19 protein-coding genes and 10 pseudogenes are annotated in these 15,898 nt (G+C 40.1%); 3 read left to right on the top strand and 26 right to left on the bottom strand.

Features of this window, described 5'->3' with window-relative positions:
- Nucleotides 1-804 precede the first annotated feature (804 nt).
- On the bottom strand, nt 805-1,239 hold the full coding sequence (locus ABIB59_RS07555; RefSeq protein WP_354034777.1) for a hypothetical protein: 435 nt from the start codon (nt 1,237-1,239) through the stop codon (nt 805-807).
- A 345-nt stretch (nt 1,240-1,584) separates the two neighbouring features.
- Nucleotides 1,585-1,671, bottom strand: a pseudogene (locus tag ABIB59_RS26370) (RHS repeat-associated core domain-containing protein); the annotation flags it as partial.
- 138 nt (nt 1,672-1,809) lie between these two features.
- Here ABIB59_RS26370 and ABIB59_RS07550 point away from each other — a divergent pair.
- On the top strand, nt 1,810-2,088 hold the full coding sequence (locus ABIB59_RS07550; RefSeq protein ID WP_223878804.1) for a SymE family type I addiction module toxin: 279 nt from the start codon (nt 1,810-1,812) through the stop codon (nt 2,086-2,088).
- A gap of 66 nt (nt 2,089-2,154) precedes the next feature.
- Here the strand turns inward: ABIB59_RS07550 and ABIB59_RS07545 are convergent, their stop codons facing one another.
- From ABIB59_RS07545 to ABIB59_RS26360, 16 genes and pseudogenes are all read right to left on the bottom strand, one after another.
- Nucleotides 2,155-2,469 carry a hypothetical protein gene (locus ABIB59_RS07545; protein ID WP_108701518.1) on the bottom strand — a complete coding sequence of 105 codons (315 nt, stop codon included), beginning with the start codon at nt 2,467-2,469 and terminating at the stop codon, nt 2,155-2,157.
- 377 nt (nt 2,470-2,846) lie between these two features.
- Nucleotides 2,847-3,457, bottom strand: a pseudogene (locus ABIB59_RS07540) (RHS repeat-associated core domain-containing protein); the annotation flags it as partial.
- 245 nt (nt 3,458-3,702) lie between these two features.
- Nucleotides 3,703-4,701: a hypothetical protein gene (locus ABIB59_RS07535; protein ID WP_354034775.1), complete on the bottom strand. Its 999-nt coding sequence runs from the start codon at nt 4,699-4,701 to the stop codon at nt 3,703-3,705.
- Nucleotides 4,701-5,081 carry a hypothetical protein gene (locus ABIB59_RS07530; protein ID WP_223878815.1) on the bottom strand — a complete coding sequence of 127 codons (381 nt, stop codon included), beginning with the start codon at nt 5,079-5,081 and terminating at the stop codon, nt 4,701-4,703. The genes ABIB59_RS07535 and ABIB59_RS07530 overlap by 1 nt, the downstream gene beginning before the upstream one ends.
- 23 nt (nt 5,082-5,104) lie before the next feature.
- Nucleotides 5,105-5,416: pseudogene (locus tag ABIB59_RS07525) on the bottom strand (RHS repeat-associated core domain-containing protein); the annotation flags it as partial.
- Nucleotides 5,417-5,493: 77 nt separating this feature from the next.
- Complete coding sequence (locus ABIB59_RS07520) at nt 5,494-5,865, bottom strand: hypothetical protein (RefSeq protein WP_354034773.1); 372 nt, start codon at nt 5,863-5,865, stop codon at nt 5,494-5,496.
- Nucleotides 5,866-5,872: 7 nt separating this feature from the next.
- Complete coding sequence (locus tag ABIB59_RS07515) at nt 5,873-6,067, bottom strand: TNT domain-containing protein (RefSeq protein ID WP_502910488.1); 195 nt, start codon at nt 6,065-6,067, stop codon at nt 5,873-5,875.
- A 131-nt stretch (nt 6,068-6,198) separates the two neighbouring features.
- Nucleotides 6,199-6,729, bottom strand: a complete 531-nt coding sequence (locus ABIB59_RS07510) for an SMI1/KNR4 family protein (protein ID WP_354034771.1) — start codon at nt 6,727-6,729, stop codon at nt 6,199-6,201.
- Nucleotides 6,730-6,731: 2 nt separating this feature from the next.
- Nucleotides 6,732-7,103 carry a DNA/RNA non-specific endonuclease gene (locus tag ABIB59_RS07505; protein WP_223878713.1) on the bottom strand — a complete coding sequence of 124 codons (372 nt, stop codon included), beginning with the start codon at nt 7,101-7,103 and terminating at the stop codon, nt 6,732-6,734.
- A 44-nt stretch (nt 7,104-7,147) separates the two neighbouring features.
- A pseudogene (locus ABIB59_RS26365) lies at nt 7,148-7,289 on the bottom strand (RHS repeat-associated core domain-containing protein); the annotation flags it as partial.
- Nucleotides 7,290-7,530: 241 nt separating this feature from the next.
- Nucleotides 7,531-7,863, bottom strand: coding sequence for a hypothetical protein (locus ABIB59_RS07500; protein ID WP_354034769.1), 333 nt, complete (start codon nt 7,861-7,863; stop codon nt 7,531-7,533).
- A 2-nt stretch (nt 7,864-7,865) separates the two neighbouring features.
- Nucleotides 7,866-9,113: pseudogene (locus ABIB59_RS07495) on the bottom strand (RHS repeat domain-containing protein); the annotation flags it as partial.
- Nucleotides 9,109-9,750, bottom strand: a complete 642-nt coding sequence (locus tag ABIB59_RS07490; protein ID WP_354034767.1) for an Imm43 family immunity protein — start codon at nt 9,748-9,750, stop codon at nt 9,109-9,111. The gene ABIB59_RS07490 and the pseudogene ABIB59_RS07495, both read right to left, overlap by 5 nt.
- A gap of 17 nt (nt 9,751-9,767) precedes the next feature.
- Complete coding sequence (locus ABIB59_RS07485) at nt 9,768-10,145, bottom strand: AHH domain-containing protein (RefSeq protein ID WP_108701505.1); 378 nt, start codon at nt 10,143-10,145, stop codon at nt 9,768-9,770.
- Nucleotides 10,146-10,360: 215 nt separating this feature from the next.
- Entirely contained in the window at nt 10,361-10,774 is a 414-nt protein-coding gene (locus ABIB59_RS07480; protein WP_108701506.1) for a hypothetical protein, read from the bottom strand.
- A gap of 231 nt (nt 10,775-11,005) precedes the next feature.
- Nucleotides 11,006-11,094: pseudogene (locus ABIB59_RS26360) on the bottom strand (RHS repeat-associated core domain-containing protein); the annotation flags it as partial.
- A gap of 93 nt (nt 11,095-11,187) precedes the next feature.
- On the opposite strand from ABIB59_RS26360, the pseudogene ABIB59_RS07475 reads away from it, so the two are divergent.
- Nucleotides 11,188-11,525 (top strand): annotated as a pseudogene (locus ABIB59_RS07475) (SymE family type I addiction module toxin).
- 107 nt (nt 11,526-11,632) lie between these two features.
- Here the strand turns inward: ABIB59_RS07475 and ABIB59_RS07470 are convergent.
- The 7 genes and pseudogenes from ABIB59_RS07470 to ABIB59_RS07445 all read right to left on the bottom strand — a co-directional run bounded on the left by ABIB59_RS07470 (nt 11,633) and on the right by ABIB59_RS07445 (nt 15,282).
- A complete protein-coding gene (locus ABIB59_RS07470) occupies nt 11,633-11,905 on the bottom strand; it encodes a hypothetical protein (RefSeq protein ID WP_354034765.1) in 273 nt (90 codons plus the stop codon).
- Between the two features lie 353 nt (nt 11,906-12,258).
- Nucleotides 12,259-12,945 (bottom strand): annotated as a pseudogene (locus ABIB59_RS07465) (RHS repeat-associated core domain-containing protein); the annotation flags it as partial.
- Between the two features lie 99 nt (nt 12,946-13,044).
- The gene (locus tag ABIB59_RS07460) at nt 13,045-13,680 is read right to left on the bottom strand and encodes a hypothetical protein (protein ID WP_354034763.1); all 636 of its coding nucleotides are present in this window, start codon (nt 13,678-13,680) and stop codon (nt 13,045-13,047) included.
- 14 nt (nt 13,681-13,694) lie between these two features.
- Nucleotides 13,695-13,988: a hypothetical protein gene (locus ABIB59_RS07455; protein ID WP_108701509.1), complete on the bottom strand. Its 294-nt coding sequence runs from the start codon at nt 13,986-13,988 to the stop codon at nt 13,695-13,697.
- A gap of 95 nt (nt 13,989-14,083) precedes the next feature.
- Nucleotides 14,084-14,199: pseudogene (locus ABIB59_RS26355) on the bottom strand (RHS repeat-associated core domain-containing protein); the annotation flags it as partial.
- A 229-nt stretch (nt 14,200-14,428) separates the two neighbouring features.
- Nucleotides 14,429-14,899, bottom strand: coding sequence for an Imm26 family immunity protein (locus ABIB59_RS07450; protein WP_354034761.1), 471 nt, complete (start codon nt 14,897-14,899; stop codon nt 14,429-14,431).
- 203 nt (nt 14,900-15,102) lie between these two features.
- Nucleotides 15,103-15,282, bottom strand: coding sequence for a hypothetical protein (locus tag ABIB59_RS07445; protein WP_354034759.1), 180 nt, complete (start codon nt 15,280-15,282; stop codon nt 15,103-15,105).
- A gap of 119 nt (nt 15,283-15,401) precedes the next feature.
- Here ABIB59_RS07445 and ABIB59_RS26350 point away from each other — a divergent pair.
- Nucleotides 15,402-15,528: pseudogene (locus tag ABIB59_RS26350) on the top strand (SymE family type I addiction module toxin); the annotation flags it as partial.
- 39 nt (nt 15,529-15,567) lie between these two features.
- On the opposite strand, the gene ABIB59_RS07440 reads toward ABIB59_RS26350, so the two are convergent.
- On the bottom strand, nt 15,568-15,828 hold the full coding sequence (locus ABIB59_RS07440) for a hypothetical protein (RefSeq protein ID WP_317087583.1): 261 nt from the start codon (nt 15,826-15,828) through the stop codon (nt 15,568-15,570).
- Nucleotides 15,829-15,898: the final 70 nt, after the last annotated feature.

Here is a 15,898-nt window from a genome sequence, read left to right as displayed (position 1 = left end):
ACTGTTGGGCCATTTGCAGCATTGGAGTTAGGGAATTTGGCTGCCGCTAATGGATTAGCGCCACGACCATGTACGGTATAACTACCTGCATCATATTTGAATCCACCTCCAGGGAATTTTACTGGATCATGTCCCCATGTATTAGGAATACCGCCTTGACTTGCCCAGGCATCAATATCGGTTTTATTAATTCTACCATTATTTACTAATTCAGAAGGATCGTTTGGTCGTTTAGTAAAACGTCCAGTCTCATAATTTCGCTAACGATTTGATTTACTGTCAAAAGAACAACTTAACCCCAGCGGTTCGATCCAACTAAGCGGATTAGGCGCATCCGGCGCATACCGGTAAAGGTTTATCCCCCGTCGGCCCGGTCGGATCAAGGCGACGAATCTACCCTCCCGTCAATTGATACTACCAGTTTCGTTCGTACCATTCTGGGACTACTACGTCATAGTACATCCGCAATCGACATATTCAGATAACTTAGATTATTTTATTTTTAATCAGTGTGTTAGCAAGTAAAAATAAATTCAAAAACATAATAGAATTATAAAGTTGGCTATATCAGAATCTGTTACGCAAACCGTATAACCATGTACTATTCATGCCGCCCTAACAACGTAGTATCTTAAGAAATGCTGACCGGAAGAAGACCTTATCGCCACGCAGTGGATCTTCGACGGATATATGAGTAGACAATAATGGTAATACAAGAGTCGCACAAACAGCTTTATCATGCGCAGCATGTGATTATGGAGCATTAATAAACCAATTGCTTACCTATACTTATTTGCATTATTTTTAATAAACAATCCTTTGCCACCATTGCTTACCTAAAATATATTTAGAAATAATTCTTCTGGCCCATTTATCATATTTTTTTAGAAAGAAAATCATATCGGCATCAGATTTCTCTGTAATTTCAGCAGATACATTCAGGCCTAAAAAAGACAATGTATTTATTGAGTCAAATAAATGTAACACTTTCAAAAATTCCTCATGCAGTAAATTATCACCAGAATAAATCAACCTATTCATATAATTATATGTAATTTCAACAATATCCTTGTATTTAGACGTCACAACGCTATTAATAAATTCATTAATCACATCGTCACTCGTTAATTCTTTGTGCTGTAATGCTGAGTATATCTCCCCAGCCACGACTTCAATATCATGGGGTAGCCGATACCCTTTGTTTATTAACTGAACAATATTGCTCATTTTATCTGGCATGGATCAACCTCGCTAATTCGGCACTGAAAAACCAGGTGATTTTCTCAGATTATCCCAGCTTTCAGGAAAGTGAGTAAGTATAGTAGGTGTTTTACCTGTTTGACTTGTTGCTGTAAATAAACCAGTATTGGGGTCGTAATAACCGACTCTCGGTTTATTAGTATATCTATCTCTATAAGTAAATTTCCTACAATCTTGGATAGTAGTTCTGGCACTGAAATCATATTCTCTAACTGAACCAGCTCCAACTTGATCACCATGCTTAGCATAATGATCTCTCAATCCAGGTCCTTCAACTCCCTGCCTAGACTTATTCCATTTAGCATTTTTGGCTACACCGCAAAACAGTCCAAGTGGATCGATCCAGCTTAATGGGTTAGGCGCGTAACCATAAAGGTTGATACCTCCATTTAGCCCTATCGGGTCATCGGAACAATTCTATCCCTTGCGCCAATCGTACCGCCAGTTTTCACCGTAACATGCTAAAAACACCTGCATCATACAGACACGCTACCACCACACCCTGATAGTCCCTTATCTGCACTAGGCTATTTTAAGCCAGAAGTCACCATTTCCAAAACACAGCGCCGCTACAAAGTCAGCTATGTCAGAGTCCGCCACGAAAACCGCCGGAATATTACTAAAACCTACTATTCATCCCACCCCAGCCGGACCCTCAAAGGCGACTGGTTAAAAGAGGCGGGATTTGAGATCGGACGCGGCGTGACGGTGAAGATTTTGGAGGGGTGCCTGACCATCATCGCTGACAATAACGAAGTGCAGGAACTGCGTGAGCAGCTTTATCAGGCTAAACAGGTGGTTAAGGAAATTAAAGAAGCGCTTGTTTAGTGAATTGAACGACATTTAAGTAATAAAAAAGCCGGGAAGATTTGATTTCTTACCCGGCTTTATATTTTATTTGCTTTTCAGTATATTCAAACCATCATTTAATATTTTTGTATTACTTACATCCCCACCACGATCTATATATGCAGACCATTTAGGATAGTATTCTTTAAATAAAAGATTACCCAAATCAGTTAGATCAGAACTGTATAACACTAGGTCGTCCTTTACTTCCCCGTCATCCTTAAATGGTTCTAAATAAATCAAGTTATTTTCCTTAAGAAAAGTCATCAATACTTTAGTTATCTTAGTTATTTGTTCACGATAAGATAAGCTCTTATTTCTTTTCAACAAGGTTGAATAGTTAAACCTTAATACACTCATATTCATCTCCACTAATCAAGGCGTATTATTCGAGATATATCATCAGAAAGTTCAATTAACTCTTTAGTCACAGGATGGCGAACAAAATTACCACCAGAGGCCCGAATAATTTCTTCTTTTGCAGATTGAACTATTTTGGGAGCTGTTTTACTTGTTACTTCTATCCCTTTCCAGCCATCTTTCGTTTTAACTACAAAATCAAGAATACGAGAACCTTTTCTACCTTCCTGAACTATATCATCAACAAGGCCAACCATTTTCCCGTCAGCATTACGTAAATGTCGCTGACTAATAACATTTTCTTTGCCAAACATATTTTGCAATCGTTTTAACAGCTTCGCTTCTCGGGCATCCCCACTTACTTTATTTGGTATACACGTGAGACCTAACGGATCGATCCAACCTAACGGATTCGGAGCATATTGGTAGAGGTTTAATCCCCCCGCCAGCCCTATCGGGTCCTGCTGGGTAAACCTGGCGCTATCCGGGTCGTAATAACGGAACAAATTGTAGTGCAACCCGGTCTCACGATCCAGGTATTGCCCCTGCATACGCAGGTTCTGCGCATAGCCCGTCTCCTGCGGTATCGACTCGTGCAGCAGTTTCCCCCACGCGCTGTTCTGCCCTTCCCAGCGGATATGTCCTTCACGGTCCGTCATCCGTTCCGGCGTACCGTTTGGCTGACAGTGGAACCAGAAGATATCCGGATCCTTCGTGCCATCGATACGCGCCAGCGGTTCATAACTTTCCGCGTCGCTATAAACATAAGTCAGGGGCACATCGTCGTGAATTTCCTGCAACAGGCGAAAACCTTCCCACAGGAAACGTGTCGTCACCTGCTTTCCTACAGGCCTGCTACCACATCGGTTAACCAGTGCTCGCCGTCGTAACGATAGTGCCAGCGCGTCAGACCATTATTCTTCTACACGGTGCGGTTGTGAATGTCGTAACGCCAGCGAATGCCGCTCCGGTTCACCAAGCGTTTATTGGCATAACCTCCGACGCCGGGCATCAACGAAAGGTCACATGGCACTTTGGTTAAGCGAAAGATCCGCACGATTAATACAGGCATCCATTCATGCTCTGCATGAGTTTTTTTCAATATTGAATACCGTAAAGTTCTTTATTAATCATGCCTTCCCCTTTGAACAGCAAGGCCTCTTCACCTGCTTCAACGTTGAAATGATGTCACCCCTTATTGCTGTCGAATATTAATATATTAAAGCGAGTATGTTAAATCGAATAGATTAAATTAAAAAACATTCCTTCATCTCTTTTAGGAATAACCCTATATTCCTCACCAATTAATTTAAATATTTCATCCTCATCAACAAAAAAACCTCTATATATTATGGCCGAAATAATTTTTTGGAACACTTCCGAAGGAACGTTTTGTCTTAAAAACTTAAGATCGGCAGGATTATCCCTAATGATGTAATATGAGTAGTTCATCAGTATAAAATTTGATATTAATAAATTCCCTGTAGACTGATATTTATCAAAGCACTGCCCCAGGGCTTTATATATGGTTTTCTGAGATTTTTTATAAGTATATACAAAGCCATTAGGGTCGCTAAGATAGCAATTTGTATCATTGAAATGTAGATAATTATCCCGACCATCCTCAATGAACAAGAAATTCAATACCGATATTTGATAATTCTTTATTAATTTAATATCGCCGTAGTTTTTCTCTTTTGCAACCAATTCATAAAAGTGCTCTATCAAAGGCAATACTGGTACATTATCATTGCGAGTAGTATTTATACAGAACCCGTCACTGGTAACGCATAGTTTGTCATAAGCATCATAATCCATCCCCATTTCAAAACATAAAAATCTCAAAAAGAAATTTTTTGCTTTTATTGCGTAATCTTCATTGTTATTTTTTAAAGAAACGAGTTGGTATATATAAAAAAAGATAAAAATATCTTTATCTATACGCTGTCGGTTATCAATTTGAAACAGATAACCTAGTCGCGAGAGGAAAACTTCGAACGCGTAGCTTTCATCTTCACTTAAACCTAATCCCTTCAACGCACGCAGGGGCATTCCTTTGGGAAAACAAGTTTGCCAATGGCTCAATTCTGCGAGTTTTCCATTTTCTTTTTTTAAAAAAACAGGAAACAAATTTGGCTCGTCCTGTACATAAACATACTCGCCAAAGCTTTTCATCTCGGCTCTCGCATTGATAAAATGTTCAATCTTATGCAAATACATTTCAAAATTCATTAAATAATCCTCTTACCGCATTTCTTCCAATTTCCTTTAGCATCTTTGCTTTCAATCTGGAATGAAGTAATTTTATCATTAAATTTGGCAAGAATATTTTTACCAATACCCTTTGCTCCAGGTTCATTTCTCTTCGAGAGAACGCCGTCTTTTAATCCTGTTTCTTTATAATCAACTTTAGATATATCACTATGCTGATTAAGAAGTTCTACTCCAGAGTCATTAACCGTTATAACTGCTCGATATTTTACATTTCCGGGGTTAAATCCAGGTCGACTATCATGGTTAACCCATATGGCTTTATCACCACGATTATTAGGAACTAATCCACCTTTACCACCGCGTTCCGAGGCTGATGCAATAGCTTCGTCTTTACTCATATAACGTATAACTTCTTCTTGTTTTAATCCGAGGGGGTCTCTTCTAGAGAGCCCATTTACGCCATACTGATAAAGATTTATCCCCCCGCCAGCCCTATCGGGTCATGCCGGGTAAGCCTGGCGCTATCCGGGTCGTAATAACGGAACAAATTGTAGTGCAACCCGGTCTCCCGATCCAGGTATTGCCCTTGCATACACAGGTTCTGCGCATAGCCCGTCTCCTGCGGTATCGACTCGTGCAGCAGTTTACCCCACGCACTGTTCTGCCCTTCCCAGCGGATATGCCCTCCACGTTCCGTCATCCGTTCTGGCGTACCGTTCGGCCGATAGTGGAATCAGAAAATATCGGATCCTCTAACAGTTACCCAATCATTTTTATAGATACAGAAAATGTACACTTTTCTTTAAAGAATTATTTTTCGATCGCATAGCCTAATAAGATTATTTTAAACCTGGATGGTTGGCTTTCACCTGCAGCGACAATAATATTTACAGCACAACCATCAATGTTATCACTATATACATACATATCTAAGTTCATATATTTATATGAAGGCATATTATCATTTTCATAAGAAATTGTTTTAACACCGCTGATTTCATCGGAAATTTGTTTTTGGAAGACTGAATCATATTCCCATATAGGCCTCGCCATTATATTATTAAATATTATATACTTGCCAATTTTGGGAATGATTATTCCCATGTTAAATTTATAAAATCTCTCCTCCGTCCCATCATATAAAATTTTTTTTGGTTTAAAATTATAAAACTCTCTCATCATTTCAACCTTATTTCTCTTTTAACTTACCTTCGGCAAGAAGCTGATTAATCGATTTAGAAAGCTCTAACTGTGTTCCCTTACCTGGTTGGTTAACCCAAGGTATTGCTGACCTCGCATCAGCATGGATAGGAGCGAGAACTTCATAGACTTTATATAATTTATTCAATGTATCCAATGATAGTGCACGGCTCTCAAAATACAAGAACTGCGCGAGCAGCTTTATCAGGATAAACAGGTGGTTAAGGGAATTAAGGATGTGCTTGTTTAGTGTACAAAACGGGTGTTAGATAATAAAAAAACCGGGAAGAATTTATTTCTTTCCCGGCTTTCGTTTTAAATAGTTTCGAACTTGACAACATCAGGAGGGAAGCTATCGGGAAATGATTTATATTTAACCCTATTTGCTAATAAACTTTCTAAAAAAGTAGTCAGCCCATTGTCAGAATACTCAACTTCAGGTGATCTTGATGAAATAATAGCGGTCCCCCATAAATCACTATTCCCTTTAGAATTTACAACCCAAAAAATATAATCACCATTATCAGTAACTCCCACTGGAATCAATCCATTATCTTTTGGATATAATTGATATTTATAATAATCGCTATCTGACTCGTTCAGATAATTAAGATCCTCTAAAATAAATTTATATTGTTCGAAAAAATTCACATCTTCATTTTCGCTAAATGGGTTAAATATAACAATAAATTCTGCAATACGACCCGAGCCATATGTATTTATAAAATCAACATAATCAGACGGAAAAGATAAATTATCCTCAATCAAAGGCCATTTCATCACCTTGCCCGATTCTGAAGGGGAAACTGGTGGTGTTAGTATCGAAATTAGATTATTTATTGGCATATTTACATTCCCGGTGGATTAAGTACTGTAACGTGTTCGAAGAATCCTCCTGATCCTTCTGCTTTTATTGTAATACCAGCCGGTATTCTGGAAGGGCCATGATAAATAGGAGTTATGTTTAGATCAACAACTTCCCCTTGTTCCAAAGCCTTCCTTATTCGACCTTCTATTCCACTCATCACTGGTGTATTGGCCGGTCGTTGTTGAATAGTAATTAGATTGCGAACATCATCACCAGAGCCACCTAATTGACGACCAAGCAAGTGCCCTCTTGCCCGATTACAACCAGCTCCGGTAATAAATCCGGGAGGTTGAATATTGGTATTTGCGTGCGTTTCAGTATTTATATGGCTTACATTTAATCGAGCCTTCACACCTGTTGGCCGACTAAGCTATCCAGTTCACCATATTTGATACCACAATTCATTAACCCCAGCGGATCTATCCAACGAAGAAGGTTAGGCGCAACTGATAAAGGTTTATCCCCCCGCCAACCCTATTGGATCATGCTGCGTAAACCGTCCGCTGTTCGGGTCGTAGGACCTGAACAGGTTATAATGTTACTCCATTTCACAGTCAAGATACCCCCCATGAAAATACTAAATAGCTGCGTCTAATACCGTTACACTTGCCATTTATTAACATGTGGCAGCTACGCAAGAGCAAAACATAGCAAGCCCGGCGTAGCTCCTCTTAGCGGAGAGAAAAGCTCTAATGCCTTGTCCTGCAAGGGCTTGCAAAAAGTGTAGCCCTATTCCGCGCAGTTATTTAGAGTTAGTGTTTTCTAATTGTCTATATTCCTTAAGGATTTAATTTTACAAATAGATAATCATATAATGCCTCAGCAATAAATTCAGCATGCTCACTCTTTACTATCAAATTAAAAAAATAATATTGTTCATATAAATCATCAATAATTTGATGTTCGCACATAAAGAATTTGGCATAACTTATATATATACCGCTAATATCCTCGGATAGTTTTTCCAAATTAACTTGGGAGGTTGTGACATCATAAAATATATTCGTATACTCCCGATCAACTTGACTAATCTCTATAAAAGGAGCATTCAATTTCTCGCACTGCTTCCAGTGATAAGTTTTTTGATTACTATCTTTATAGATGAATTTCATGTTTAATCCTTAATCTTATAATCAGTCACATGAGTCATTCTTCCATGCTTATCAAATTTCGCCATATAATGAACAATTACGCCATTCATTTTTTGCTCCACTTTAGACCATCCTTTACCTTTAAAGTAAGTTTCTCCAATTTGATCCGCTTTAATAATCACCGTACCGTTTTCAGGATGTTTTATTACATGATCTAAAGCAAATTCTTCATTTTTGTTCCTGGGCCTCGTTCTGCCTGTCGCTTTTGATTTTACCTTTTCAGGTGTACGTGATGATGAACATTTTCTCAATCCAAGAGGATCGATCCACCCCAACGGATTCGGCGCATGCGCATAAAGGATTATCCCCCCCGCCAGCCCTATCGGGTCATGCCGGGTAAACCTGCCGCTATCCGGGTCGTAATAACGGAACAAATTGTGGTGCAACCCGGTCTCCCGATCCAGGTATTGCCCCTGCATACGCAGGTTCTGCGCATAGCCCGTCTCCTGCGGTATCGACTCGTGCAGCAGTTTCCCCCACGCGCTGTTCTGCCCTTCCCAGCGGATATGTCCTTCACGGTCCGTCATCCGTTCCGGCGTACCGTTTGGCTGACAGTGGAACCAGAAGATATCCGGATCCTTCGTGCCACCGATACGCGCCAGCGGTTCATAACTTTCCGCGTCGCTATAGACATAAGTCAGGGGCACATCGTCGTGAATTTCCTGCAACAGGCGAAAACCTTCCCACAGGAAACGTGTCGTCACCTGCTTTCCTACCGGCCTGCCCCCCAGCGTCTGCTGGCGTGTTTTGCTGATACGCCGGCCGAGCGGGTCATAGCGGAAACTGACCTGCGTTTGTGGTTTGTTGCGATCCCTAGGGACGGCCACCACATCGGTTAACCGGTGCTCGCCGTCGTAACGATAATGCCAGCGCGTCTGACCGTTGTCTTTTTCGGTGGTCCGCCCATGAATGTCATAGCTCCACTGAATGCCATTTAAACAGGTGAGACGGTTATGACGAACAGACTGCTGCAGGCTGTTATCCAGCGGGTTACCCGCCGCATCCCAGCGCCATTGCTCTTTTCCGGGGGACGTGCCGTCCTGTTCCAGCAGACGCCCGGCGCTGTCATATTTCCAGTTACACCAGTTGAACGGATCATTATCACGCTCTTCGCGCACCGGGTTGTTGCGGTAGTCGTAATCCCAGCGGCGTGACCAGCGTCAGGGCGAAGTGGGCTGAGCGTTACTGGTGAAGACATCCCGGCAATTAAGGTAATTTATTACGCTTTCTCTTACGATTGGAATCTATCTCGTAGAAATAATCCTCACAGAACGCGTCTAAAGCATTTTCCAGTCGCACAAATTTCAATCCCCGGAACCTTTTTTTTTCAATTGCTTCTTTAACCTCTTGCTTAATAATAATAAAGCCGCCTAGTAGTGTGTCGCTGAACGAGAGGATATCATATGCCAGTGCATCATTCTTAAATTCAATTTTAAAAGGTATAATATCCCCGAACTTATCTTCTTCAAGAATAGATTTTTCTTCATCTATAACATTATCGCCCGGAAAATATACATATTTGAAATCATCACGAAGAATCTGGCCATTTCCAATCGATACTGGTGTTATATCTCTATCAAAAAAAATATTGTGATTATAGTTTTCAAAAATTGAAAACAGAGACTTGTCAATCAAATGCCCAAAGTCTTTTTTATAATAATCAAATTTTAAAGCCCCAACATCTTTATTGCATAACAAAAAAATATGTTCTGGGCATGCATCATCTTTGATTCTATAAGGAAACGAAAAATCAGAACCTTCTACTTCCCAATTTACATCGATTTTTAATTTCTCATCAACAATGCCTTGTAAGTTTCTTGGCATAAGTGTTGATTTAAAGTCATTCATTATCACATAATAGCACATTAATTCATTCTCCTGCATTTTGTTGTGGGAATATGTCCCATCCAAACTTTATTTTTCATGTCAATCTGGATCCGCCTTATAGCTATTCCCGCCCCTTTGGCATCCAATCTTCCGGAATTATATTGTTGTTCAACACGAGCAATGCGCTGACGGACAGTGTCACTATAATTATGATGATTGCTGCTGTGGAAAACATCCATACCTTTCCCTGCATCTTGTTTCATCGCTGATGCGCTACCTGGAACATGAATACCATTAAATGCAGAGTTCATGTCTTTTCCAAAGCCAATATTATTGAAGAATGATTTGTTCTCTTTCCACACCTCAACGGGTATGACATGGTGGGCAGATAGTCGGTCTCCGACTTTACCAGCCATAGCTTTATCTAATATACCACTATTAGATAACCCCCATGGACCCACCCAACTCAACGCATCCGGCGCATACCGGTAAAGGTTTATCCCCCGCCAGCTCTATCGGGTACTACTGGGTAAACAGGTAGTTAAGGAGATTAAGTATGTACTGGTTTAGTGAGCTGAACGGGAATAAATAATAAAAAGTCGGAAAGGTACAATATTTCTCCGGCTTATTTTTATTTAATAATATCTAAAGCAATTATTGCTGCCTCAGAGATATCACCATCATCTGATGCTAATGATATATTCAATCCATTAATTAGCCTTTTATCAGGATATGAAGCTGCAAGTTGAGTTACCCAATATCTGACGCCTTTAGCTGTAAGAGGGTTTTCAAGTATATTTGAAATAGATATTACAACATCGTTAATATCACATTCATAAAAAACATCCTCAACTACTTGATATACTCCCCTACCATCCCCATCTCCATATGATTGCATAAATAGCGGTATAGCTTCTTTAGCAGGATTTTCAATAAAATATTTCCTAACATCATCATATTTATTAATAAGCTCCTGTGTCAGGAGTTGTTCCGATGGCATTGGCTGATGTTCTAGCAAAAATTGTAACGCTTCATCTTTAGTCATCTTTAAGTCTCCAGCCTTTTCCATAACTTTTTATTCGGACGAATTAACTCATGAAGATCTTTCCGTAAGTTAATAGTAATGCCTCTACTATATGTTGTAGGGGCTGGCAGCATTTGGAACTGCATGATGAGGAGTATGTGTTGGATTAAGACCAGATCTAAGGTTGCCTCCTCGTACCTGACCATATGTACCAACATATAAATCTTCGCCTTGTTTGGCTAAACCACATTAAAGACCAAGCGGGTCGGTCCATGACAGAGGATTCGGCGCATAATGATAAAGGTTTATCCCCCCGCCAGCCCTACCGGGTCATCGGAACAGTTCTTTCCCCTGCGCCAATCGTACCGTCAGTTTTCACCGTAACATGCTAAAAAGGCCTGCATCCTACAGACACGCTACCGCCACACCCTGATATTCCCTTATCTGCACCGAGCTATTCTAAGCCAGAAGTCACCCTTTCCAAGACACAGCGTCGCTACAAAGTCAGCGATGTCAGAGTCCGCCACGAAAACCGACGGAACATTACCAAACCTACTATTCATCCCACCCCAGCCTGACCCTCAAGGGCAACTGGTTAAAAGAGGCGGGATTTGAGACCGGGCGGAGCGTGACGGTCAGGATCTCGGAGGGGTGTATTGTGCTGATGGCGGAGAGTAACGAGGTGCAGGATCTGCGCGAGTAGCTTTACCTGGCTAAACAGGTGGTTAATGGAATTAAGTACGGGATGTTTAGTGTACTGAACGGGGATTGAATAATAAAAAAGCCGGGAAGATTTAATTTTCTACCCGGTTTTTATTATGTTATTACCTCCATCTTGATAGAGGAGAGTTATTACAGTATTTCTCCAGTAACTTATCATCAAGAATATTTTTTTTCAAATAATGGTGAAATTATTTCATCCAATATTTCAAAATCTTCCTGACAACCTGTGTTATCAAAAAGGAGAAGCAACGCATTCTGCACAAGTAAAAACTCACTTGAGTCATTTGATTTTATAATAAACTCAATAAGTTCAGATTTTATCTCTTTATTTGCAAGATATTCATCCTCTTCAGATAGATATTCTTCACTATAAAAATCATTCAGTTTTTTTGATAAGTTTTTTAATTGAGAAAATAATTCTTCGTTCATTTAATAATCTCATACGAACCAGATGGGATACCGTTAGTCAGGATTACTTCTTTATCTTTCCTGGCATATCGAGAAGCCTTACCAGATAATCCTTGTCCATTACTAACATCAATAATTTCATTATCTGATATTTTTGATAAATCTATTTTTACTTTACTGTCATTTTAATTATAAAAATCTGCGGTGCTTTCTTTTTTCGTAGTAGATATCAGTTGAGTTGATAGCTTTCCATTTTCAATATGCTCCTGTACAGAATAGTCGGCATGAGGATCTTTTGGCGGAATCTTCCCCCCTCCCTGCGCACATTTTTTCTGTCCTTTAGTCAACGCACGAAAAACATATCCAATATGAATTTTGCTAAGACCTAGCGGATCGATCCACGATAACGGATTCGGTGCATACTGATATAAGTTTATCCCCCCCGCCAGCCCTGTCGGGTCCTGCCGGGTAAACCTGGCGCTATCCGGGTCGTAATAACGGAACAAATTGTAGTGCAACCCGGTCTCACGATCCAGGTATTGCCCCTGCATACGCAGGTCCTGCGCATAGCCCGTCTCCTGCGGTATCGACTCGTGCAGCAGTTTACCCCACGCGCTGTTCTGCCCTTCCCAGCGGATATGTCCTTCGCGGTCCGTCATCCGTTCCGGCGTACCGTTTGGCTGACAGTGGAACCAGAAGATATCCGGATCCTTCGTGCCATCGATACGCGCCAGCGGTTCATAACTTTCCGCGTCGCTATAGACATAAGTCAGGGGCACATCGTCGTGAATTTCCTGCAACAGGCGAAAACCTTCCCACAGGAAACGTGTCGTCACCTGCTTTCCTACCGGCCTGCCCCCCAGCGTCTGCTGGCGTGTTTTGCTGATACGCCGGCCGAGCGGGTCATAGCGGAAACTGACCTGCGTTTGTGGTTTGTTGCGATCCCTCGGGACGGCCACCACATCGGTTAACCGGTGCTCGCCGTCGTAACGATAGTGCCAGCGCGTCTGACCCTTATTCTTCTACACGGTGCGGCCGTGAATGTCGTAACGCCAGCAAATGGTTTATCCTCCTTTCCGACTCTATCGGGTCAGGGCTATGAATCCCCCTTGTTGGCAGATCAGGCTATGAATTTCGTTCGTACATTCAAGTTGAAAATTTTAATTTCTTATCCGGCTTTTATTATAAATATTCTTGAAAGATTTTTTATTAAATTCCAATTTAATATCCTTATCACTATTAAACCCTAATGTTTTTTCGCTGAATAATACATCACCATCTATATCATTTTTAGATATATTATTTCTCTTAATTGCTAGCAATATGAGTAAGAATGGATATGAATAATATTTAGGATGGCTAATTATATCCCACACCAAATCTTCATTCACATCCAATAAATTAAAAACAGCCGGAAGCTGAGCGTTTTTTAATCTATCAAGTAATAATCTACAGGTTTTTTCAATCCCATCTTCTGTCGATGGCAATAATGGACAACCATCTTTTTCACCCATTGTAGATATACAGTAAATATATTCATCATTCGGTAAATTTGATTTGTATGGTGGATGAAATGTATCGAGTTCTGATTTTAAAGTCGGTGATTTAACTACAATTATAGCTCCATAAGCATGTAAATTATTAAGAAAAACAAAATCAATATGAGCAGTAGATTTACCCTTTTTTATTGTGACCTTATTTTTCCCAAGCTTAACGCCTTCTTGTCCATCAAACATACTTTTCAGATAAAAATCAAGTCGACTCTCAAATTCATATCTTAACTCTTTCAATGACATGGGTTACCTTTATTTTAATATCGGAGAAGCCAGAACGTTGCATCGACAATATTTACCTTTCCATCTACAGGTATACCATTAGGCCCATTTGTAGAGACTTCAAATTGCTCTTTAGTGCCTTTTGATGGACTGATTCCACCACCACCTAAACCATCATTCGTATTCGCAGCCCCTTTATCGTATACACCTGAACCTTTCTGCCCCCTCGTCAACCTACCTTTACCATTTTTTACTTCAAAGACATGATAATTACCATTTGCATCTTTCGCCACAATATCAGCTCTTATCCTCTTACCATTCACTTTCATTGTGACTTCTTCAGTAATTACAGTAAAACCATTTTTTTCAAATCTGCCTTAGCTTTAATTACGCCTCGTCTTCCGCTATATGCGGACTTACATAATAACCCCCAGGGATCCACCCAACTCAACGCATTCGGCGCATACCGGTATAGGTTTATCCCCCCTGCCAGCCCGGGTCCTGCTGTGTAAACCTGACACTATACGGGTCGTAATAACGGAGCCCCCGTCGGTTATTCATTCAGCCACAGCCAGCTTCTCAAACAAACTGGCCAGAAGCGGCAGGACTTGAGACCGGGTGGACCGTCATCATAGTAGTTTCTGAGAAATGTACTATCCCCCGGAGGATAACAGCAAGATACAAGAACTGAGCGAGGAGTTTAGTGTTTTGCTTGAGGGTTAAATAATAAAAAGCCGGGAAGATTCAAAATCTGTCCCAGCTTTTCGTGTTAATTTAATACATACTCTATAGACTTTATAATACTTCTATGGAATTGAATTGACTCTTCATCTACGGGTATTCCATCAATTAACAAGTTAGTTACTGTACCATGATGATCATAAATCTTATTTCTTATCGGGTTTTTGAAATAATGTTCAGGATAGATATCCATACTATTTGGATCTATATTTTTTAATGTTACAAAATATCCATTCTTCCAGCATGAAGCATCAGTAATAATTGGCGGCAATAACAATCTTTCTTTATTCAATACAATATCTTCACCGAGAGATGATGTGAAATTATCATATATATATATGACAATAGCATTCTTAAATGGGCCGACATCTATTTTCCCTAAAGCGACCATGCCATAACCAAACCGACCATCGCTCAATTGAAAATAAAAAACATCACCTGCCTCTGGCCATTTTTTTTGCTTTTTATTTCCTGACATTACAGTTAACTTGTCGGCCATTTTATAGTAACTCCGTTGTTATTAAGCCAATTTTCGCCCCACGAAACAGCATCTGAATATAACTTCCTCGTCGGGCTAATACAATTGATGGAATTTTCAAAGCGTTGATTATTATGAATAATTTACTGTTCTATACTCCGAGCATGCCCTCGATTCAGTGATTCTTCGGTAATTCGAACTAATTTATCGAATCTATCACTATGTTATCCAGCACGAATATCCACATCATTACTTATACCCACATCCACGGGTTTACCGTCTTTATACCCCATATACACATGGGTATTATTCATACTTTTTGCTTTCGCTTTAATCCAGTCCACAAAAGACATATTTCTCGCGGACTGTTTAGCGCTTCCGGCACCACAGGCCGTTAACCCCATGGTGATCCCCACAACTCAACGCATTTGGCACATACCGGTAAAGGCTTATCCCCCGTCGGCCCGGTCGGATCCTGCCGGGTAAACCTGACGCTATCCGGGTCATAATAACGCAACAGATGGAAGGCTGCCTGATCCTACTTGCGGATAACAACGAAGCACAGGAACTGCGCAGGTAACTTTTTTCAGTTTAAACAATTATTTAAGAGGATGTGGAACGAAACGTTTAGTGTGCCGAACGAGAGTTAAAAAAATAAAATCCGGGAGGTTTAATTTATTTCCCGGCTTTTATTTTAATATTATTTGTTTTATCCATGAATTAAATTCCTTTACTAAATAAGGATCTTGCTTTTCTAATAATATTTCTTGCAGATATAGACACGTATCTTTATTTCCCATCTCAATCACGTATAAAGCAATAGAGTCAACAATGTCGTTGTCAAAAGAATCAATAGCCACACAATATATTTTTATTAAATCTCTCAAACCATCATTAACATCAGCTTCTAGCTTATTTAAAGCTTCATTATATTCATGTCTGATATTCATAAAATCTCACATTAATTATACGGGAGGTATCCCAAAAATCTTGGAATGTGAGCATCCGCGTTATGTATTG

The organism is Citrobacter sp. UYEF32 (genome assembly GCF_040546205.1).
GTDB lineage: Bacteria > Pseudomonadota > Gammaproteobacteria > Enterobacterales > Enterobacteriaceae > Phytobacter > Phytobacter diazotrophicus.
This window is presented reverse-complemented; position numbering and strand designations above follow the sequence as displayed.